This is a genomic window from Streptomyces sp. NPDC000151, from assembly GCF_040301705.1.
Taxonomy (GTDB): domain Bacteria; phylum Actinomycetota; class Actinomycetes; order Streptomycetales; family Streptomycetaceae; genus Streptomyces.
On record NZ_JBEPFC010000153.1, the window covers coordinates 1 to 17,329 of the forward strand.

Annotated in this window: 16 protein-coding genes and 1 pseudogene; 6 read left to right on the forward strand and 11 right to left on the reverse strand. The window is 71.4% G+C overall.

What is annotated here, in order from left to right:
- From ABT381_RS29860 to ABT381_RS29885, 6 genes and pseudogenes are all read right to left on the reverse strand, one after another.
- Positions 1-312, reverse strand: a pseudogene (locus ABT381_RS29860) (hypothetical protein); the annotation flags it as partial.
- 47 nt (positions 313-359) lie between these two features.
- A complete protein-coding gene (locus ABT381_RS29865; RefSeq protein ID WP_351599698.1) occupies positions 360-1,040 on the reverse strand; it encodes a class I SAM-dependent DNA methyltransferase in 681 nt (226 codons plus the stop codon).
- Positions 1,041-1,346: 306 nt separating this feature from the next.
- Positions 1,347-2,051, reverse strand: coding sequence for a cytidylyl-2-hydroxypropylphosphonate hydrolase (fomD, locus tag ABT381_RS29870; RefSeq protein WP_351599699.1), 705 nt, complete (start codon positions 2,049-2,051; stop codon positions 1,347-1,349).
- 220 nt (positions 2,052-2,271) lie between these two features.
- A complete protein-coding gene (locus ABT381_RS29875) occupies positions 2,272-3,687 on the reverse strand; it encodes a class II fumarate hydratase (RefSeq protein ID WP_351599700.1) in 1,416 nt (471 codons plus the stop codon).
- 99 nt (positions 3,688-3,786) lie between these two features.
- Positions 3,787-4,113 carry a DUF1876 domain-containing protein gene (locus ABT381_RS29880; RefSeq protein ID WP_351599701.1) on the reverse strand — a complete coding sequence of 109 codons (327 nt, stop codon included), beginning with the start codon at positions 4,111-4,113 and terminating at the stop codon, positions 3,787-3,789.
- 98 nt (positions 4,114-4,211) lie between these two features.
- Positions 4,212-5,909 carry a fumarate hydratase gene (locus ABT381_RS29885; RefSeq protein WP_351599702.1) on the reverse strand — a complete coding sequence of 566 codons (1,698 nt, stop codon included), beginning with the start codon at positions 5,907-5,909 and terminating at the stop codon, positions 4,212-4,214.
- A 148-nt stretch (positions 5,910-6,057) separates the two neighbouring features.
- Here ABT381_RS29885 and ABT381_RS29890 point away from each other — a divergent pair, with 148 nt between their 5' ends.
- The 3 genes from ABT381_RS29890 (at position 6,058) to ABT381_RS29900 (ending at position 9,416) form a co-directional block, all read left to right on the forward strand.
- The gene (locus ABT381_RS29890; RefSeq protein ID WP_351599703.1) at positions 6,058-8,061 is read left to right on the forward strand and encodes a glycoside hydrolase; all 2,004 of its coding nucleotides are present in this window, start codon (positions 6,058-6,060) and stop codon (positions 8,059-8,061) included.
- A gap of 55 nt (positions 8,062-8,116) precedes the next feature.
- Entirely contained in the window at positions 8,117-8,854 is a 738-nt protein-coding gene (locus ABT381_RS29895; protein WP_467754783.1) for a DUF1707 SHOCT-like domain-containing protein, read from the forward strand.
- A gap of 202 nt (positions 8,855-9,056) precedes the next feature.
- Positions 9,057-9,416, forward strand: a complete 360-nt coding sequence (locus ABT381_RS29900; RefSeq protein WP_351599704.1) for a WhiB family transcriptional regulator — start codon at positions 9,057-9,059, stop codon at positions 9,414-9,416.
- An 86-nt stretch (positions 9,417-9,502) separates the two neighbouring features.
- Here the strand turns inward: ABT381_RS29900 and glpX are convergent, their stop codons facing one another.
- Positions 9,503-10,534 (reverse strand): class II fructose-bisphosphatase, encoded by a 1,032-nt coding sequence (gene glpX / locus ABT381_RS29905; protein ID WP_351599705.1) that lies wholly within the window; start codon positions 10,532-10,534, stop codon positions 9,503-9,505.
- Positions 10,535-10,743: 209 nt separating this feature from the next.
- Here glpX and ABT381_RS29910 point away from each other — a divergent pair, with 209 nt between their 5' ends.
- Complete coding sequence (locus tag ABT381_RS29910) at positions 10,744-11,256, forward strand: DUF4245 domain-containing protein (RefSeq protein WP_467754788.1); 513 nt, start codon at positions 10,744-10,746, stop codon at positions 11,254-11,256.
- A gap of 110 nt (positions 11,257-11,366) precedes the next feature.
- On the opposite strand, the gene ABT381_RS29915 is transcribed toward ABT381_RS29910, so the two are convergent.
- From ABT381_RS29915 to ABT381_RS29930, 4 genes are all read right to left on the reverse strand, one after another.
- Positions 11,367-11,960 carry a malonic semialdehyde reductase gene (locus ABT381_RS29915; protein WP_351599706.1) on the reverse strand — a complete coding sequence of 198 codons (594 nt, stop codon included), beginning with the start codon at positions 11,958-11,960 and terminating at the stop codon, positions 11,367-11,369.
- 135 nt (positions 11,961-12,095) lie between these two features.
- The gene (locus ABT381_RS29920; RefSeq protein ID WP_351599707.1) at positions 12,096-12,377 is read right to left on the reverse strand and encodes an exodeoxyribonuclease VII small subunit; all 282 of its coding nucleotides are present in this window, start codon (positions 12,375-12,377) and stop codon (positions 12,096-12,098) included.
- Positions 12,378-12,387: 10 nt separating this feature from the next.
- Entirely contained in the window at positions 12,388-13,638 is a 1,251-nt protein-coding gene (gene xseA / locus ABT381_RS29925) for an exodeoxyribonuclease VII large subunit (RefSeq protein WP_351599708.1), read from the reverse strand.
- A 68-nt stretch (positions 13,639-13,706) separates the two neighbouring features.
- A complete protein-coding gene (locus tag ABT381_RS29930) occupies positions 13,707-15,143 on the reverse strand; it encodes an APC family permease (protein WP_351599709.1) in 1,437 nt (478 codons plus the stop codon).
- A 171-nt stretch (positions 15,144-15,314) separates the two neighbouring features.
- Here ABT381_RS29930 and ABT381_RS29935 point away from each other — a divergent pair, with 171 nt between their 5' ends.
- Positions 15,315-16,304 carry a 4-hydroxy-3-methylbut-2-enyl diphosphate reductase gene (locus tag ABT381_RS29935; RefSeq protein WP_351599710.1) on the forward strand — a complete coding sequence of 330 codons (990 nt, stop codon included), beginning with the start codon at positions 15,315-15,317 and terminating at the stop codon, positions 16,302-16,304.
- 123 nt (positions 16,305-16,427) lie between these two features.
- Positions 16,428-17,329 (forward strand): polyphosphate--glucose phosphotransferase (gene ppgK / locus ABT381_RS29940; RefSeq protein WP_502965725.1); only part of this gene is annotated, 902 nt, incomplete at its 3' end.

A 17,329-nucleotide genomic window follows, 5' to 3' on the forward strand; every position in this document is an offset into this window, starting at 1 on the left:
GGCGTCGGCGGTCCGCCGGTCCCGCGGCCGCCGGCGCTTCTTCCCGCCGCGCCCCGGGGGCGCGGGCAGCTCACCGGGACCACCGGTGGTGCGCCCCGGCGGTCCCGCGGCCCCGGAGCCGGGCAGACCGGGTCCGGGCAGGCCGGAGCCGGGGAGATCGGCAGGGGCTGGGCCGACGGGCCGCTGCAGGGCCTCGCGCGGATCGGCGGCGCCGTGCGCCGTCGTCTCCGGCAGACCCCGCGGCGGCATGGCCGGGGGCGCGGCCGGCAGGGGTGCCGGTCGCGGCTGGTGGGAGGTGGGGTGCTCCGTCACGCGTGGGATTCCATCCGTCCGGGGCTGCGCGCCTGGCGCGCTGCGTCTCAAGCGCGTCGCAGGTGCAGGAAGAGCTGGATTTCGGGTGGCACGTCCGTACTGGCCGGGGCATACGCATACGAGTCCTCCCCGGTGACTTCGAAACCCGCGTCGCGCACGACATGGCGCAAGTCGTCCCGCAGGTAACCCGATACCCGGATCGTGTTGCCCAGGAACGGAATCGGGTAGTCGTCCACGTCGGACTCGACCATCGACAGGGCGAGCAGCCCTTCGGGCCGCAGCAAGGAGTGCAGCATCCGCAGCGCGTACGGGATTTCCGCGCGCGGCAGCATCAGCAGGGAGAAGAAGGCGGCAACGCCGTCGAAGGAGCCGGGACCGCCGAGCCGGCCGTCCCGCAGGTCCGCGAGGTCGAGGTGGTGGAACTCGGCGGACGGAACGTTCTCCCGGGCCGACCTGATCATGGTGGCGGAGAGGTCGACGCCCACGACCCGGTGGCCGGCGCCGGACAGCTGGGCGGCGGTGGGCAGGCCCGTACCGCAGCCGACGTCCAGCACGCGGGAGCCGTCCGGCAGCGCGGCGGCGAGCCAGGCACCGGCGGCGCGCTGCCCCTCCTTGTGAGGGAACGCGCTGTCGTAGGTCGCGGCGATCGCGTTGAACGCCTCGGCCTGCCCGGCCCGGTCCAGTGCTAACCGGTTCAGGCCCTCGTACCCGTCGTAGCTGTCGCTCACGACCCCGCCCCTCCTGCGACCGCGGTCAAGTTCGGTTTCCAGTTCTGGAGTTGCGTCTGTGCCTTCTTGCGCCCTCTTGCGGAGGACGATCCTACGTTTGAACCAGTGGTGTGCAGCAAGGGGGCTCGCCCCTGAGCATGGTTTAAAAGGGAACGCATGTTCCCCGAAGTCCCTGCATTTCGGGCGGTTCCGCCGACTCGGAAGCCGAACTCTTCCCTCTCGCGGGTGCGGATTTCGCACAAGCGGCCGCTTTTTGGCGGCCGGTCATGCGGCGCGGGTCATGCGGTGCCGGTCATGAGACGCCGGTCATGCGGCGCTGTCACGTGGGGGAGGGGCCCCGCGCCCGTCCCAGTCGTCCGGCAGCACCGGCAGCCGCCACTGCGGATCGGGCCGCCAGTGCTCCCAGCCGTCCGCGAACGGCGCGCCCCAGGCGGTGATCCGCTCCACCGCGGCCCGGCCCGCGGCGCGTACCTCCTCGGCCTGCGCGGCCGGCATCAGCCCGTCCGCCTGCGCCTGCGCGAACTCGTCCTCGTCCCGCCACTCCCAGTGCCGGTCCGGGTAGACCGCGATGTCCAGGAAGTGGTCCTCGGAGTCCACGCCGCCGGACCAGCGGCGGCGCGGCTCCTCCAAGTTCACGTACCAGTTCTTGAACCGCCAGCCGCGCTCCCAGAAGAGCCACACCGACCACGGCTCCCCGGGCCGGGCGAGCTTGAGCACGCCGGTGCCGAACCAGCGGTCCCGCACCATGCGCCGCGGCTTGGTGTACCGGCTGGCCAGCGGCTCGCGGTGGACCGGCGTGCCGTCCGCGAGCACCGGCTTCACGCAGTCGGTGCCCGGCGCCATCCAGACGGCGAGCAGCTCGTCGGTGTCCTGGACGACGGTGACGGGCCGGCAGATGTGGAAGCGGTCGGTGGCGTTGCCGCGATAGCGCCACAGAATGTGTTCGCCCGGCGCCCAGCGCGCGGTACCGGACGCATGGCCGTCCCTGGTCTCCACCGTATCCGCTGTCATGCGCAGATCTTAGAGCCTGTGTCACGCCCCCGGCCGGGCGCCCGCCGCCTGGCACGCACTCTCGCGGCGTTGCCGAAACGCCCACGTAGCTCCGCTACGAAGACGCTCCGGCGCCTTGCGACAGCACGCACCAGACGACGTTCGCTGATCCGACCGGGGGCATGACACAGGCTCTTGGCGCGTAACCGGCGCACCGCCGTGACATGGGCCGCAGCGACCGTCACGGATGCGTCATGCGCAGCACGTCGAGCGCCTCGTCCAGCTGGGCCTCGGTCAGCGCTCCGCGTTCGACGTATCCGGACTCGATCACCACCTCGCGGATGGTCTTCCGCTCGGCGAGCGACTTCTTGGCCACCTTCGCCGCTTCCTCGTACCCGATGTACTTGTTGAGCGGGGTGACGACGGAAGGGGAGGACTCGGCGTATTCCCGGGCCCGTTCGGCGTTGGCGGTGATCCCGTCGACCGTACGGTCCGCCAGCAGCCGCGCCACATTGGCCAGAAGTCGTACCGACTCCAGGACGTTCTTGGCGATCACCGGCAGCATCACGTTCAGTTCGAAGTTGCCCGCGGCGCCCGCCGCGGCGACCGTCGCGTCGTTCCCCGTCACCTGTGCGGCCACCATCAGGGCCGCCTCGGGAATGACCGGATTGACCTTGCCCGGCATGATCGACGAGCCGGGCTGGAGGTCCGGCAGCGTGATCTCCGCGAGGCCGGTACGCGGCCCGGACGCCATCCAGCGCAGGTCGTTGGCGATCTTCGTGAGGCCGGTCGCGACGGTCCGCAGCTGGCCGCTGGTCTCCACGATGCCGTCCCGCGCGCCCTGCGCCTCGAAGTGGTTGCGGGCCTCGGTCAGCGGCAGCCCGGTGGCCCGCGCCACCTCCGCGATCACCGCGGCGGCGAAACCGGGCGGGGTGTTGATGCCGGTCCCCACGGCCGTGCCGCCCAGCGGGAGTTCGGCGAGCCGGGGCAGGGACGCCTGCAGCCGCTCCACGCCGTACCGGATCTGCGCCGCGTACCCGCCGAACTCCTGGCCCAGGGTCACGGGCGTGGCGTCCATCAGGTGCGTCCGCCCCGACTTCACCACCTCCTTGAACTCCTCGGCCTTGCGCTCCAGCGCGGCCGCCAGGTGCTCCAGGGCCGGCATCAGGTCGGCGGTCACGGCGGCGGTCGCCGCGATGTGGATCGAGGAGGGGAAGACGTCGTTGGAGGACTGGCTGGCGTTGACGTCGTCGTTGGGGTGCACGTCCCGGCCCAGCCGCTCGGTCGCGAGGGTGGCCAGCACCTCGTTGGTGTTCATGTTGGAGGACGTGCCGGAGCCGGTCTGGAAGACGTCGACGGGGAAGTGGTCGTCCCAGCGTCCCTCGGCGACCTCGGCGGCCGCGTCCTGGATCGCCCGCGCGACGTCCGCCTCCACCACGCCCAGCTCGGCGTTGACCTTCGCCGCCGCGGCCTTGATCCGGGCCAGCGCCTCGATGTGCGCCCGCTCCAGCCGCTGTCCCGAGATGGGGAAGTTCTCCACGGCGCGCTGGGTCTGGGCCCGCCACTTCGCGCCGGCGGGGACCCGCACCTCGCCCATGGAGTCGTGCTCGATCCGGAAGTCGCCCGAGGTGCTCAAGGATGTGCCGTTGTCGCTCATGCCTATGTCAGTACCCGGGGACGGACATCTGTTCCCGGGTACTGATCCGATTCGGCGAATGCGGCGCTCCGGGCCTTCCGGCGGCGCCGCTCCGGCGCGTCACCACTCGCGGGCGCGGCGGGCCTCGTCCCGCGAGTCGTCCAGCGCCGCCCACCGCAGCGGGTGCGTCGGATGCCCCACGACCTCGTCGATCTCCTCGTGCGCCTTGTCCATCAGCTGTCCGGCGATGTCCATGAGCGCCCGTGCGCCCGCGATCTCCTCACCGACCCGGAGCTGTTCCGGGTCGGTGGGGTGGCGGTCGGCGCGGCCGTGGCCGCGGCATTCCGTGCCGTCGCCGAGCCGTACCAGGGCGGCGGCCCTGGTGCGGTCGCCGTCCTCCGCGAATTCCATCTCGATGTGCCAGCCGACCAGCGTGTGTGTCTGCATGGTGGCTCACCTCCAGCGGTCCCTCTTCTCAGAGTGCGCCGCCGGAGCGCTGATCACCACAGCTGGGAGCCGGGAGTTCCGGAGGACGGGCCGGGGCGTTACGCGCCCTGGCGCACCGGGATGCTGGTGAAGGTCGGCGCCGGGGCCGGGTCGGTGAAGAAGTCGTTGCCCTTGTCGTCCACGACGATGAACGCCGGGAAGTCCTCGACCTCGATCCGCCAGACCGCCTCCATGCCCAGCTCCTCGTACTCCAGGACCTCGACCTTCTTGATGCAGTCCTGGGCGAGCCGGGCCGCCGGGCCGCCGATGGAGCCGAGGTAGAAGCCGCCGTGCGCGTGGCAGGCGTCGGTGACCTGCTGCGAGCGGTTGCCCTTGGCCAGCATGACCTTCGAGCCGCCGGCCGCCTGGAACTGCTCGACGTACGCGTCCATCCGGCCGGCCGTCGTCGGGCCGAACGAGCCGGAGGCGTAGCCCTCGGGCGTCTTGGCCGGGCCCGCGTAGTACACCGGGTGGTTCTTCAGGTACTCCGGCATCTCCTCGCCGGCGTCCAGCCGCTCCTTGATCTTCGCGTGCGCGATGTCACGGGCGACGACCAGCGTGCCGGTCAGCGACAGCCGGGTCTTGACCGGGTGCTTGGTCAGCTCGGCGAGGACGTCGTCCATCGGCCGGTTCAGGTCGATGGCGACGGCGTCCAGGTCGGCGCCCGCGCCCTCGGTCAGGTTCTCGTCCGTGGTCTCCGGCAGGAAGCGCGCCGGGTCGGTCTCCAGCTGCTCCAGGAAGACGCCCTCGGCGGTGATCTTCGCGACGGCCTGGCGGTCGGCGGAGCAGGACACCGCGATCGCGACCGGGCAGGACGCGCCGTGCCGGGGCAGACGCACCACGCGCACGTCGTGGCAGAAGTACTTGCCGCCGAACTGCGCGCCGATCCCGATCTTCTGCGTCAGCTCGAAGACCTTCTCCTCCAGCTCCTTGTCGCGGAAGCCGTGGCCGGTCGGCGAGCCCTCGGCGGGCAGCTCGTCGAGGTAGTGCGCCGAGGCGTACTTCGCGGTCTTCATGGCGTACTCGGCGGAGGTGCCGCCGACCACGATCGCCAGGTGGTACGGCGGGCAGGCGGCCGTGCCGAGCGAGCGGATCTTCTGCTCCAGGAACTTCATCATGGAGCCCTCGTTGAGGACCGCCTTGGTCTCCTGGAAGAGGAAGGACTTGTTGGCCGAGCCGCCGCCCTTGGCCATGAAGAGGAACTTGTACGCGTCACCGTCGTTCGCGTACAGCTCGATCTGGGCCGGCAGGTTCGAGCCGGTGTTCTTCTCATCCCACATGGTCAGCGGGGCCATCTGCGAGTACCGCAGGTTCAGCTTCGTGTACGCGTCGTAGATGCCGCGGCTCAGGGCCTCCTCGTCGCGGCCCTGGGTGAGCACGTTCTGGCCGCGCTTGCCCATGACGATCGCGGTGCCGGTGTCCTGGCACATCGGGAGCACGCCGGCGGCCGCGATGTTCGCGTTCTTCAGCAGGTCCAGGGCGACGAACTTGTCGTTGCCCGAGGCCTCGGGGTCGTCGATGATCTTCCGGAGCTGGCCGAGGTGCTCGGGGCGCAGGTAATGCTGGATGTCGTGGATCGCCGCTTCCGCCAGCTTGCGCAGCGCCTCGGGCTCGACCTTCAGGAACGTGCGCCCGTCGGCCTCGAAGGTGCTGACGCCGTCCTTCGTGATGAGGCGGTAGGGGGTCTTGTCCTCGCCCGTGGGCAGAAGGTCGGTATAGGCAAATGCCGGGAGGGCAGGGCGGGAAGAAACGGGCATTGCGGCCAATCCTCACTCGACGGTGACTTCGCTGTCATCAACGGCAGCCTCAACAGCCTAGAACGCCGCGCGCGGCCCGCCGCTGTGAGGTAAGGCTCAGTTCCCGTTCTCACAACTCGCTTAGAAATCATCTGCAGGGTGCCGTCGCATGACACGTTTCCTGAAAGCCGCGACAGGTTCCCGCAAGCGGCGGGCCGCGCTCGCCGCGCTGGCCGGGACCGCGCTGACCGCGAGCACGTTCACCGCGCTGCAGGCGTACGCCGGGCCCTCGGACGACGCCGGGACGGTCGCCCTGCGGATCAAGGGCGGCGAAGCACACGTGGATCCCCGCACGCTGCGGATCACCGCCCGTACGGCGAGCGGTACGGAATCCGTGCTCTCCGCCGCGGCGGCGGAGTCGCTGGGCACCCCGACCCCGGTCTCCCGCCACGGCGCCACCTCGGCGAGCTGGTCCTACCCCGACCGCGGGCTCACCGTCTCGGTGGCCGCCCGCGACGGGCGGCTCGTCGTGGACATGCACGCCAAGAAGGACGGCAGCATCGCCTGGCCGGCGGCGGGCGCCGGACAGTCCAAGGACGCCGCCTACGAGCTGCCGCGCGGCGAAGGCCTGCGCGTCCCCGCCGCCGACACCTTCTGGAACTCCGAGGAAGCCGGCCTGACCACCGCGGACGGCATCGACCTCAAGGATCTGACCATGCCCTTCTGGGGCACCACGGCGGGTGGTCACGGCGTCAGCACCATCGTCCCCACCGACCTGGGCACCCACCTGCGGTTCGTCTCGAAGGGCGGGGAGCTGCGCACCGCGGCCGGCCACGACTTCAGCCGCGCGGACGGTACGGACGACTACACGGTGGCCTTCTCGCTGACCGACGGCTCGCCCGTCGCGGCGGCCAAGGACTACCGCGCGTACCTCGCCTCGAAGGGACAGCTCGGCAGCCTGAAGCGCAAGATCCGCGAGAACCCCGAGACCGCCAAGCTGATCGGCGCCCCGCACGCGTACCTCTGGGGCGACGGCCGCACCCCGGAGACCGTCGAGCGGCTGAAGAAGCTCGGCATCTCCCGCATGTGGCTCGGTTACGACGCCGACGGCGACCCCATGTCGAAGCAGGCCGTAGCCGCCGCCAAGAAGGCGGGCTACCTCGTCGGCCCGTACGACAGCTGGGACAACGCGCAGGACCCGAAGAGCGCCGACACCAGCGTCGCGAAGTGGCCGGACCGGGTGTGGCCGGACGGCTGCGTGCACGACGCGGACGGCAAGCCGGCCGGCGGCTTCGGCGGCCGCGGCTGCTACCTCAGCTCGCAGGCGCTCGCCGACGCCGAGCCGCAGCACCACTACCTCGCCGACCGCACGAAGAGCATGACGGCCAACGGCGTGAACAGCTACTTCCTCGACGTCGACGCCACCGGCGAGCTCTTCCGGGACCACACGCCGGGCCACCCGATGACGCAGGCCGAGGACCGCGCGAACCGCCTGCAGCGGATGCGCGGGGTGTCCGGGGGCGCGCTCACCGGCGGCCGCCCGTACGTCCTCGGCTCGGAGTCGGCCGGCTCCTGGGCGAACCAGGTGATCGACTTCAGCCACGGCTCCAGCACGCCGGTCCACGACGGGCTCTGGACGGCCGAGCGCGACAAGAAGACCTTCGGCGGTTACTGGCCGAAGGAGCGGCCCGGCTTCTTCTTCAAGCCCGTCACGCTCGACAAGTCCGTCGCGCGTGCCATGTTCGACCCCGCGTACCGGGTGCCGCTGTACGAGACGGTGCTGCACGACTCGGTGGTCAGCACCGACCGCTGGGAGCTCTCCCTCTACAAGCTGCCGGAGCAGAAGCGGGACCGCGCGCTGCTCGCCATGCTCTACAACACCCCGGTCAACCTGGCGCTCGACAGCAAGGTGCTGGACGCGCACGGCAAGGAGATCGCCGCCATGCAGCGCTTCTTCGCCGGTATCCAGAAGGCCGCGGGCACCGAGGCGATGACGGACTTCCGGACGCTCACCGCCGATCACCAGGTGCAGCAGACCACGTTCGGCGGCCGGGACGCGCTGAAGATCACCGCCAACTTCGGCAGCGACGCCTACCGCGGCCTGCCCGGCGGCTGCGTCCAGGCCACCGGCCGCGGCCTGGACGGCCCGCAGCGGTTCTGCCCGGAGGGCTGAGCTCCCTGGCGCCGTCCTCTGGTCGCGATCTATCGCGTTTCGCTACGCTACGGATGTGGACGCATCTGACAACGGGGGACAGCGCCCCGCATCCGTGGATCTCACCAAGCCCGCGCAGGCCCCGCCCGCCGAGGCCGCGATCCGGGCCTCGGACGCCGACCGGGACCGCATCGCGGCGATCCTGCGCGAGGCGCTGGCCGAGGGCCGGCTGGACGCCGAGGAGCACGCCGAGCGCATCGACGGCGTCTACCGCGCCAAGACCATGGGCGAGCTGGAGCCGCTGATCCGCGACCTGCCCGCGGCGCGGGAGCGGGCGGACGCGCACCGGACGGCGTCCGCGTACGCCCCGGAGCCGCCCGCCGGTCCGCCCGCCGGCCTGTCGGCCACCAGCCTGATCGGCGTCTTCAGCTCGGCGGTCCGCAAAGGCCGCTGGCGGGCGCCGGCGCGGCTGACGGCGGTGGCGGTCTTCGGCGCGGTGGAGATCGACCTGACCGAGGCGCTCTTCACGCAGCAGCACCTGCACATCAACGCCGTCTCCGTCTTCGGCAGCGTGGAGATCCGGGTGCCGGAGAACGTCACGCTGCGCGGCGGCGGCTCCGGCGTCCTCGGCGCCTTCGAGGCCGAGACGTACGAGACGGACGACCCGGCGGCACCGGTGATCACGGTCAACGGCTTCGCGCTGCTCGGCAGCATCGAAGCCAAGCCGAAGCGCGGCAAGTGGATCGGCGATCTGCACGCCCGGATGCACGGCCGGATGCGGGACCACAGGGAACGGCGGCACCGGCACATGTAAAGCACACATGTAAGGCGCACCTGTAAGGGCCGCCGCATCCGACGCTGCTTTCAACGCGTACGCCACGGTGTGCATAGAGCCGCGTACAGCGGGTAGGGCTGGTGCATCGTCTCTCGTACGGCTGCGGGGTGTGCGAAACGTCGTGCGCAGCGAGACGGGCAAGTGGTGACTGAAATCGCCGAGCCGTCGTCAGGAGTAGACCGTGCTGCTACCGCATCAGCCCCTGCAGGAGGCCGCCGTCGTGCCCGCCCAGCGAGTGCCCGCCAGGGACGAGGCGGGACCCTGGCACTCCGAGGCGGTGTGCCGACGGGACGAGGCGGGACTCTTCTTCGCGCCGTCGAAGGAGCCGACGGCCGCCCGGCTGGCCAGGGAGGAAGCCGCGAAGCGGGTCTGTGCCCGCTGCCCCGTGATGATCGAGTGCCGGGAGCACGCCCTGCTCCAGCCCGAGCCGTACGGCGTCTGGGGCGGCCTGACCGCCGCCGAGCGCCGCGTCGTGCTGGCCCGTCGCCGGCGCCGCGACGCCGAGCTGCAGCGCTCGGCCCGGATGCCGGCCGCGGGCTGAAGTCCGTAGGAACGGTACGACCGACGGCCCGGTGCCCCGCCGTTCTCGCGGCGGGGCACCGGGCCGTCGGTCTGCCGGGCGGCGTCTCAGCTGGGCCGCTCGAAGTCGATCGAGCTGTAGGCGCGCAGCTTGGAGAGCCGGTGCTCGGAGTCGATCTGCCGGATCGTGCCGGACTTGGAGCGCATTACCAGCGACTGGGTGGTGGCGGTCTCCGCGCGGTAGCGGACGCCGCGCAGCAGTTCGCCGTCGGTGATGCCGGTGGCGACGAAGAACACGTTCTCGCCGCTGACCAGGTCGTCGGTGTGCAGGACGCGGTCCAGGTCGTGGCCCGCGTCCAGCGCCCGCTGCCGCTCCTCGGCGTCCTTGGGCCACAGCTTGGCCTGGATCGTGCCGCCCAGGCACTTGATCGCGCAGGCCGTGATGATGCCCTCGGGCGTGCCGCCGATGCCCAGCAGCAGGTCCACGCCGGTGCCTTCGCGCACGGCCATGATCGCGCCGGCCACGTCGCCGTCGGCGATGAACCGGATGCGGGCGCCGGCCTCGCGGATCTCCTTGACGATGCCGTCGTGCCGGGGGCGGTCCAGTACGACGACGGTGACGTCCTCGGGGCTGGACTTCTTCGCCTTGGCGATGCGGCGGATGTTCACGCCGACGGGCGCGTTGATGTCGACATAGTCGGCGGCCTCGGGGCCGGTGACCAGCTTGTCCATGTAGAAGACGGCGGACGGGTCGAACATGGAGCCGCGGTCGGCGACGGCCATGACGGAGACCGCGTTGGCCATGCCCTTGGCCGTCAGCGTCGTACCGTCCACGGGGTCCACGGCCACGTCGCACTCGGGGCCGGTCCCGTCGCCCACGCGCTCGCCGTTGTACAGCATCGGCGCCTGGTCCTTCTCGCCTTCGCCGATGACGACCACGCCGTTCATGGAGACGGTGTGAATCAGGGCACGCATGGCCTTGACCGCGGCGCCGTCCGCGCCGTTCTTGTCGCCACGGCCGACCCAGCGGCCCGAGGCCATGGCGCCGGCCTCGGTGACCCGGACGAGTTCCAGGGCGAGGTTGCGGTCGGGGGCTTCGGGGCTGACCTCGAGCTGGGACGGCAGATGATGCTCGGTCATCGGAGCGCACCTTTCTGTACGGCGACGGCCGGTTAGGTGAGGGTTCGCTTGACCTTATCGCTATGTCGAGAAAATGAGCAGAGGGGCCCACGGATGAGCACCGCAAGCCGGACAGGGTGCGGTGGGTGGGGGCCTTGTCCGGCTCGTACCCGGCATGGGGGACCATAGAGGGCGTGGCTGGTATGCGAGGCAAGCAGACGGTGCGGGACATGGTCCTGTCGATGGCGGTGATCGGCGTGGTCGTCGCGGCGATTTACTTCTTCATCCCGCACGACGACAGCAAGGGCGCCGAGAACAGCGCGGTGAAGACGGTCGGCTACCGCGTGGAGCTCGCGACCGCCCGGCGCGCGGCACCGTATCCGGTCGCCGCGCCCGAGGGGCTGCCCAAGGGCTGGCGTGCCACCTCCGTCTCGTACGAGGCGAGCAGCGACGGCAAGGGCGGCGCCTGGCACCTGGGCTTCCTCGACCCGAAGGGCCAGTACGCGGCGGTCGAGCAGAGCGACGCGCCGGCCCGCGAGTACGTCAAGAAGGTCACGCTGGACGCCACCCCGGCCGGCGGCAGCCGGCAGGTCGACGGCGCCCGCTGGGACGAGTACAAGGGCGACACGTACAAGGCCCTCGTGCACAAGGAGTCCGGCCACACCACGGTCGTCACCGGCACCGCGTCCTATGACGGCCTCGCGGAGCTGGCGGGCGCGCTCAAGGCGAAGAACGAGAAGTAGACGAGAAGCGGCGGCGTCATCGCATACGGCAGAGGCCGCCGCACCCGGAGTGGGTGCGGCGGCCTCTTGTCGTACGCGATGGCGTACGCGGTGAACCGTGCGGCCGTGGCTCAGACGGTGGTGACGGCGTCCTCGAAGGACAGGCGCGGGGAGCGCGGGAAGAAGGCGTCCGCGCCCGGCTTGCCGATGTTGATCACCATGAAGGACTTCTGCTTGCCGTCGCCGAAGAACTCCTTGTCGATGGCGGTGAAGTCGAAGCCGGTCATCGGGCCGGCGGCCAGGCCCGCGGCGCGGACGCCGAGGATGAAGTAACCGGCCTGCAGGGTGGCGTTCTGAGTGCCGGCGACCTCGCGCGCCGCCGCCTCGGAGAAGAACGTGTCCTTGATGCCCGGGGCGTGCGGGAACAGCGTCGGCAGCTTCTCGTGGAAGTCCAGGTCCACGGAGAGGACGACGGTCAGCGGGGCCGACAGCGTCTTCGGGCCGTTGGCGCCCATGGCGTGCTCGACGAGGCGCTTGCGGGCGTCCTCGGAGCGGACCAGCGTCAGGCGCAGCGGCGACTGGTTGAAGGCGGTCGGGGCGAACTTCACCAGGTCGTAGATGGCCTGTACCTGCTCGTCGGTGACCGGCTCGTCCGTGAACGTGTTGGCGGTCTGGGCCTCGCGGAAGAGGAGGTCAGCAGCGGCGGCGTCAAGGGCGAGAGTCATGGAGGGCACCTCGGTGATTCGTGGTGGTTCCGGGCCGGGAACGGTCCGGTCGTACAGCTTCTACTTTAACGTCGATAGGTTAACCTTAAACTAAAACGCGGGCGTTGAGACCCGATTCACATACCCGTGAGGGGGTTACTCCTCCGCCTGCTCTTCCTCCGCCAGCGCCGCGTCCAGCCGGGCCCGGGCGCCGTCCAGCCAGCGCCGGCACACCTTCGCCAGCTCCTCGCCGCGCTCCCACAGCGCGAGCGACTCCTCCAGCGTCGTGCCGCCCGCCTCCAGGCTGCGGACCACCTCGATCAGCTCGTCCCGCGCCTGCTCGTACCCGAGCGTGGACGTCACGTCCGGCGCGCCCGCCGCCTCTGTACCGGCTTCGCCGTCCGTGTCCATGCCCGTGTCCGTCTTCGCCTTGGCCATGGGGCCCAGCCTAAGCGGGGGGTGTGACAGCGCCGTCGGGAACGGCGCCGCCGCCGTCCACGCGGCGGACCGTGAAATCGCCCTCGGCCACCCGGGCCCGCAGCTCCTCGTCCGCGCCGACCTCCTCGGGGGAGCGGACCGCGCTGCCGTCGGAGCGCTGCAGTACCGCGTAACCGCGCTCCAGCGTCGCCTTGGGGGAGAGCGCCACCACTCGCGCGAGGGTGTGCGACAGCTCGGAGTCGGCCCGGTCCAGCAGATGGCCCAGCGTGCGCCGGCCGCGCTCCAGCAGGGCGGTGACCTGCTCCTCGCGGGCCTCCACCATGCGGTGCGGCTCCCGTATGCACGGGCGGTTCAGCGCGCCCGCGAGGCCGCGCTCCTCGCGCTCCAGGAAGCCGGTCACCGAGCGCAGCGCCCGCTCGCGCAGGTGCCGGATGCGGACCAGCTCCTCGCCCACGTCCGGTACGACCTTCTTCGCCGCGTCCGTCGGCGTCGAGGCGCGCAGGTCGGCGACCAGGTCCAGCAGCGGGCTGTCCGGCTCGTGCCCGATCGCCGACACGACGGGCGTACGGGCCTCGCCCACGGTGCGCACCAGCTGCTCGTCGGAGAACGGCAGCAGGTCCTCCACGCTGCCGCCGCCCCGCGCCACGATGATCACGTCCACGTCCGCCCGTGCGTCCAGCTCCCGCACCGCCTCGATCACCTGCGGTACGGCGTGCACCCCCTGCACCGCGACGTTCCGCACCTCGAAGCGGACGGCGGGCCAGCGGTGCCGGGCGTTCTCCAGCACGTCCCGCTCGGCCGCGCTCGCCCGACCGCACACCAGCCCGATCAGCTGCGGCAGGAACGGCAGCGGGCGCTTGCGCTCCGCCGCGAACAGCCCCTCGGCGGCCAGCGCCTTCTTCAGCATCTCCAGCCGCGCCAGCAGCTCGCCGACGCCCACCGGCTTGATCTCGGCGGCCCGCAGCGAGAGCTGGCCGCGCGGCGCGTACCACTCCGGCTTCGCGTGCACCACGACCCGGGCGCCCTCGCTGATCACGTCGGCGACCTTGTCGAAGACCTGGCGGTAACACGTCACGCTCAGCGAGATGTCGTGCGACGGGTCGCGCAGCGTCATGAAGACGACGCCGGCGCCGGGCCGCCGGGAGAGCTGGGTGATCTGCCCCTCGACCCACACCGCGCCGAGCCGGTCGATCCACCCGCCGATGAGGCGCGACACCTCGCCGACCGGGATGGGGGTCTCTGCGGACGTCTGTAGAGCCATTCCCTGAGGGTATCGGCGGGGACTGACGGGCGGCCGGTGCCGCCCGTCAGCTCGCCCGAGCCGCAGTTTCAGTCCGTCCGCGCCGCGCCGCGTCGCTTCGCATACTGCGCAGCCAGTACCACCAGCCCCACCACCAGCCACGCCCCGCCGACCACCTGGGCGGTGGGCGACGCCTCGACGATCACCGCGACCACCACCGCCAGGCCCAGCAGCGGGACGATCAGGTGGGCCAGTACACCCTGTGACGCGGCCCGCTTGCGCAGCCAGAAGTAGCCGATCACCGACGCGTGCAGCAGCCCGAAGGCGGTCAGCGCGCCGACGTTCACGATCGAGGACAGGTGGTCCAGGCCGTCGTCCCGGCGCGCCGCCCACACGGCCGCGATCAGTGTGACCACCGCCGCGCCCAGCAGCGCCCGGCGCGGTACCCCGCTCCCCGCGTCCACCTTCGCCATCGCCCCCGGCAGCCGCCGGTCCCGGGCCATCGCGAACAGCAGCCGCCCGGCGGCCGCCTGCCCGGCCAGCGCCGCGAACGCCGCGCCGATCGCCTTGCTCGCCGCGACCAGCTTCTGCAGCCACTCGCCGGCCGCCGCGTTCGCCGTCGCGTAGAAGGCGTCGCCCTGTTCGGCCGGCTTCGCCGCCAGCTCGGCCGCCGACATCGGCGCGAGCAGCGCCGCGAGGTACGTCTGCACGGCGAACAGCACCCCCGCCACCACCAGGCAGGTCAGCACCGCCCGGGCCACCCGCCGCCCGCCCCCGGACGCCTCCTCCGCGAACGCGGCGATCGCGTCGAAGCCCAGGTACGACAGCACCGCCACCGACACCGCCGACAGCACCGCGCTCGTCGAGAAGCCGCCCTCACCCGTGAACGGCACCGACCAGCCGCGCTGCGCGCCGTCCGTCGCCAGCACCCACACCGCCGCCACGACGAAGACCACCAGCACCAGGATCTCCATGGCCAGCACCAGGAAGCCCACCACGGCCGCGGTCCGTACCCCCCACAGATTCAGCAGCGTGGTGACGACCACCGCGACCGCCGTCCAGATCCACTGGTGCACCGACGGCACCAGGGAGTGCAGCGCGATCCCGGAGAAGAGGTACGCCACCGCCGGGATCAGCAGGTAGTCCAGCATCGCCATCCAGCCCGCGACGAAGCCCGCGCCCTCGCCCAGGCCGACCCGGGCGTAGGTGAAGACCGAGCCGGCCTGCGGCGCGACCCGCACCATCTGTGCGTACGAGTACGCCGTGAAGGCCATCGCGATGGTCGCGACGACGTACACGAGGGTGATCGCGCCGTGCGACTTGGCCTGGAGCGTGCCGAAGATGCCGACCGGCGCCATCGGGGCGATGAAGAGCAGGCCGTAGACGATCAGATCCCGGAAGGACAGGGACCGCTTCAGCCGGCCCCCGGCGGCCAGGGTGGCGCCGGAGCCGCTGTCGGTACCGGCGCCGCCGTCGGGATCGGGGACGCCGCCGGACGGGGGCTGCGGCTCGGCGGTTGGGGACATGGCGGACACCTCTGCAGGACGAACGGGCCGACGGCGGTCGGCGGCCTCACATGATCGTCGGCCGTCCCGCCGTTTCGGGCAAGCCGCCCTGCCGTACCGATATATGCCCCCGTAACGCCAGGTCCCGACCCCTGGCCAGGCCTTCCGTTCGCCGCCACCCCGACCCGTACGATGGGGACCATGACCACCCCGACTTCCCGCCGCGTCCTCCTCGCCGCCCCCCGCGGATACTGCGCCGGCGTGGACCGAGCCGTCATCGCCGTCGAGCAGGCCCTGGAGCAGTACGGCGCGCCCGTCTATGTGCGCCACGAGATCGTCCACAACAAATACGTGGTCAAGACGCTGGAGAAGAAGGGCGCGATCTTCGTCGAGGAGACGGAGGAAGTGCCCCCGGGCAACATCGTCATCTTCTCCGCGCACGGTGTCGCGCCGGCCGTCCACGACGAGGCCAAGCGCGGCAAGCTCGCCACCATCGACGCCACCTGCCCGCTGGTCACCAAGGTCCACAAGGAAGCCGTCCGCTACGCCAAGGAGGACTACGACATCCTCCTGATCGGCCACGAGGGCCACGAAGAGGTCATCGGCACCAGCGGCGAGGCCCCCGACCACATCACCCTGGTCGACGGCCCCGAGGACGTGCAGAACGTCGACGTCCGCGACCCGGACAAGGTCGTCTGGCTCTCCCAGACCACCCTCTCGGTCGACGAGACCATGGAGACGGTCGACGCCCTCAAGGGGCGCTACCCCAACCTCCTCTCCCCGCCCAGCGACGACATCTGCTACGCCACGCAGAACCGCCAGATCGCGGTGAAGCAGATGGGCGCCGAGGCCGACCTCGTCATCGTCGTCGGCTCCAAGAACTCCTCGAACTCCGTCCGTCTCGTCGAGGTCGCGCTCGGCGCCGGTGCCAAGGCCGCGCACCTGGTCGACGGCGCCGAGGAGATCGACGAGGCGTGGCTGGAAGGCGTCGGCACGGTCGGCGTCACCTCCGGCGCCTCGGTCCCCGAGGTCCTCGTCGAGGGCGTACTGGAGTGGCTGGCGCAGCGCGAGTACGAGGACGTGGAGACGGTCACCGCCGCCACCGAGTCCATCCACTTCTCGCTGCCCAAGGAGCTCCGCCGCGACCTGCGCGCGGAGGCCAAGGCGGCGACGGAGGACTGATCCACCGCAAGACGGAGGAATGATCCAAGACGGAGGACTGATCCACCGCGGTCCCTGAGACTCTCTGCGGCCGGCTCGCCCCTTTGAGGGGTGAGCCGGCCGCTGCGCGCCTAGCCTTTCCCCATGAACGTATTCGGCGTGGACATCGGCGGTTCGGGCATCAAGGGTGCCCCCGTGGACCTGGAACGCGGCGAGCTGGCGGAGGAGCGCTTCAAGGTGCTCACCCCGCACCCGGCCACCCCGGAGGCGGTCGCCGACGGCGTCCAGCAGGTGGTGGAGCACTTCGGCTGGTCGGGGCCGGTGGGGGCGACGTTCCCGGGGGTGGTGACGGGCGGGGTGACCCGTTCGGCCGCCAATGTCCACAAGTCCTGGATCGGCACCGACGCCGCCGCCCTGCTGACCTCCCGGCTCGGCGGCGAGGCCGGCGGCTGCGAGGTCACGGTACTGAACGACGCGGACGCGGCCGGGCTCGCCGAGATGCACTTCGGAGCCGCCCGCGGCCGTATGGGCACGGTCATCATGCTCACGCTGGGCACCGGCATCGGCAGCGCCGTCTTCACCGACGGGCAGCTGGTCGCCAACACCGAGCTCGGCCACCTCGAACTGGACGGTCACGACGCCGAGACCCGCGCCTCGACCCGGGTCAAGGACGAGGAGGACCTGAGCTGGCACGAGTGGGCGCCCCGGCTGCAGAAGTACCTCCGGCACGTCGAGATGCTCTTCACGCCCCAGCTGTTCGTGATCGGCGGCGGGGTGAGCCGCAAGGCCGCGAAATTCCTGCCGCTGATCGAAGGCGTCAGGGCCGAGATCGTGCCTGCGCAGCTTCAGAACAACGCGGGGATCGTAGGTGCCGCAATGGCCGCCCGGCGGGCTTCCCACCCGGCCGCTGCCGCTCCGGCCCCTGGTCAGGACGCCGGTCTCGGGGCCGCCGCCGCGAGTAACGCCTTCAGGAGCCGGTGCCCGGTGGCCTCGCGCCGCCAGACGATGGTGCCGATCCCGCACTCGATCACCAGGAGCAGCTCGGC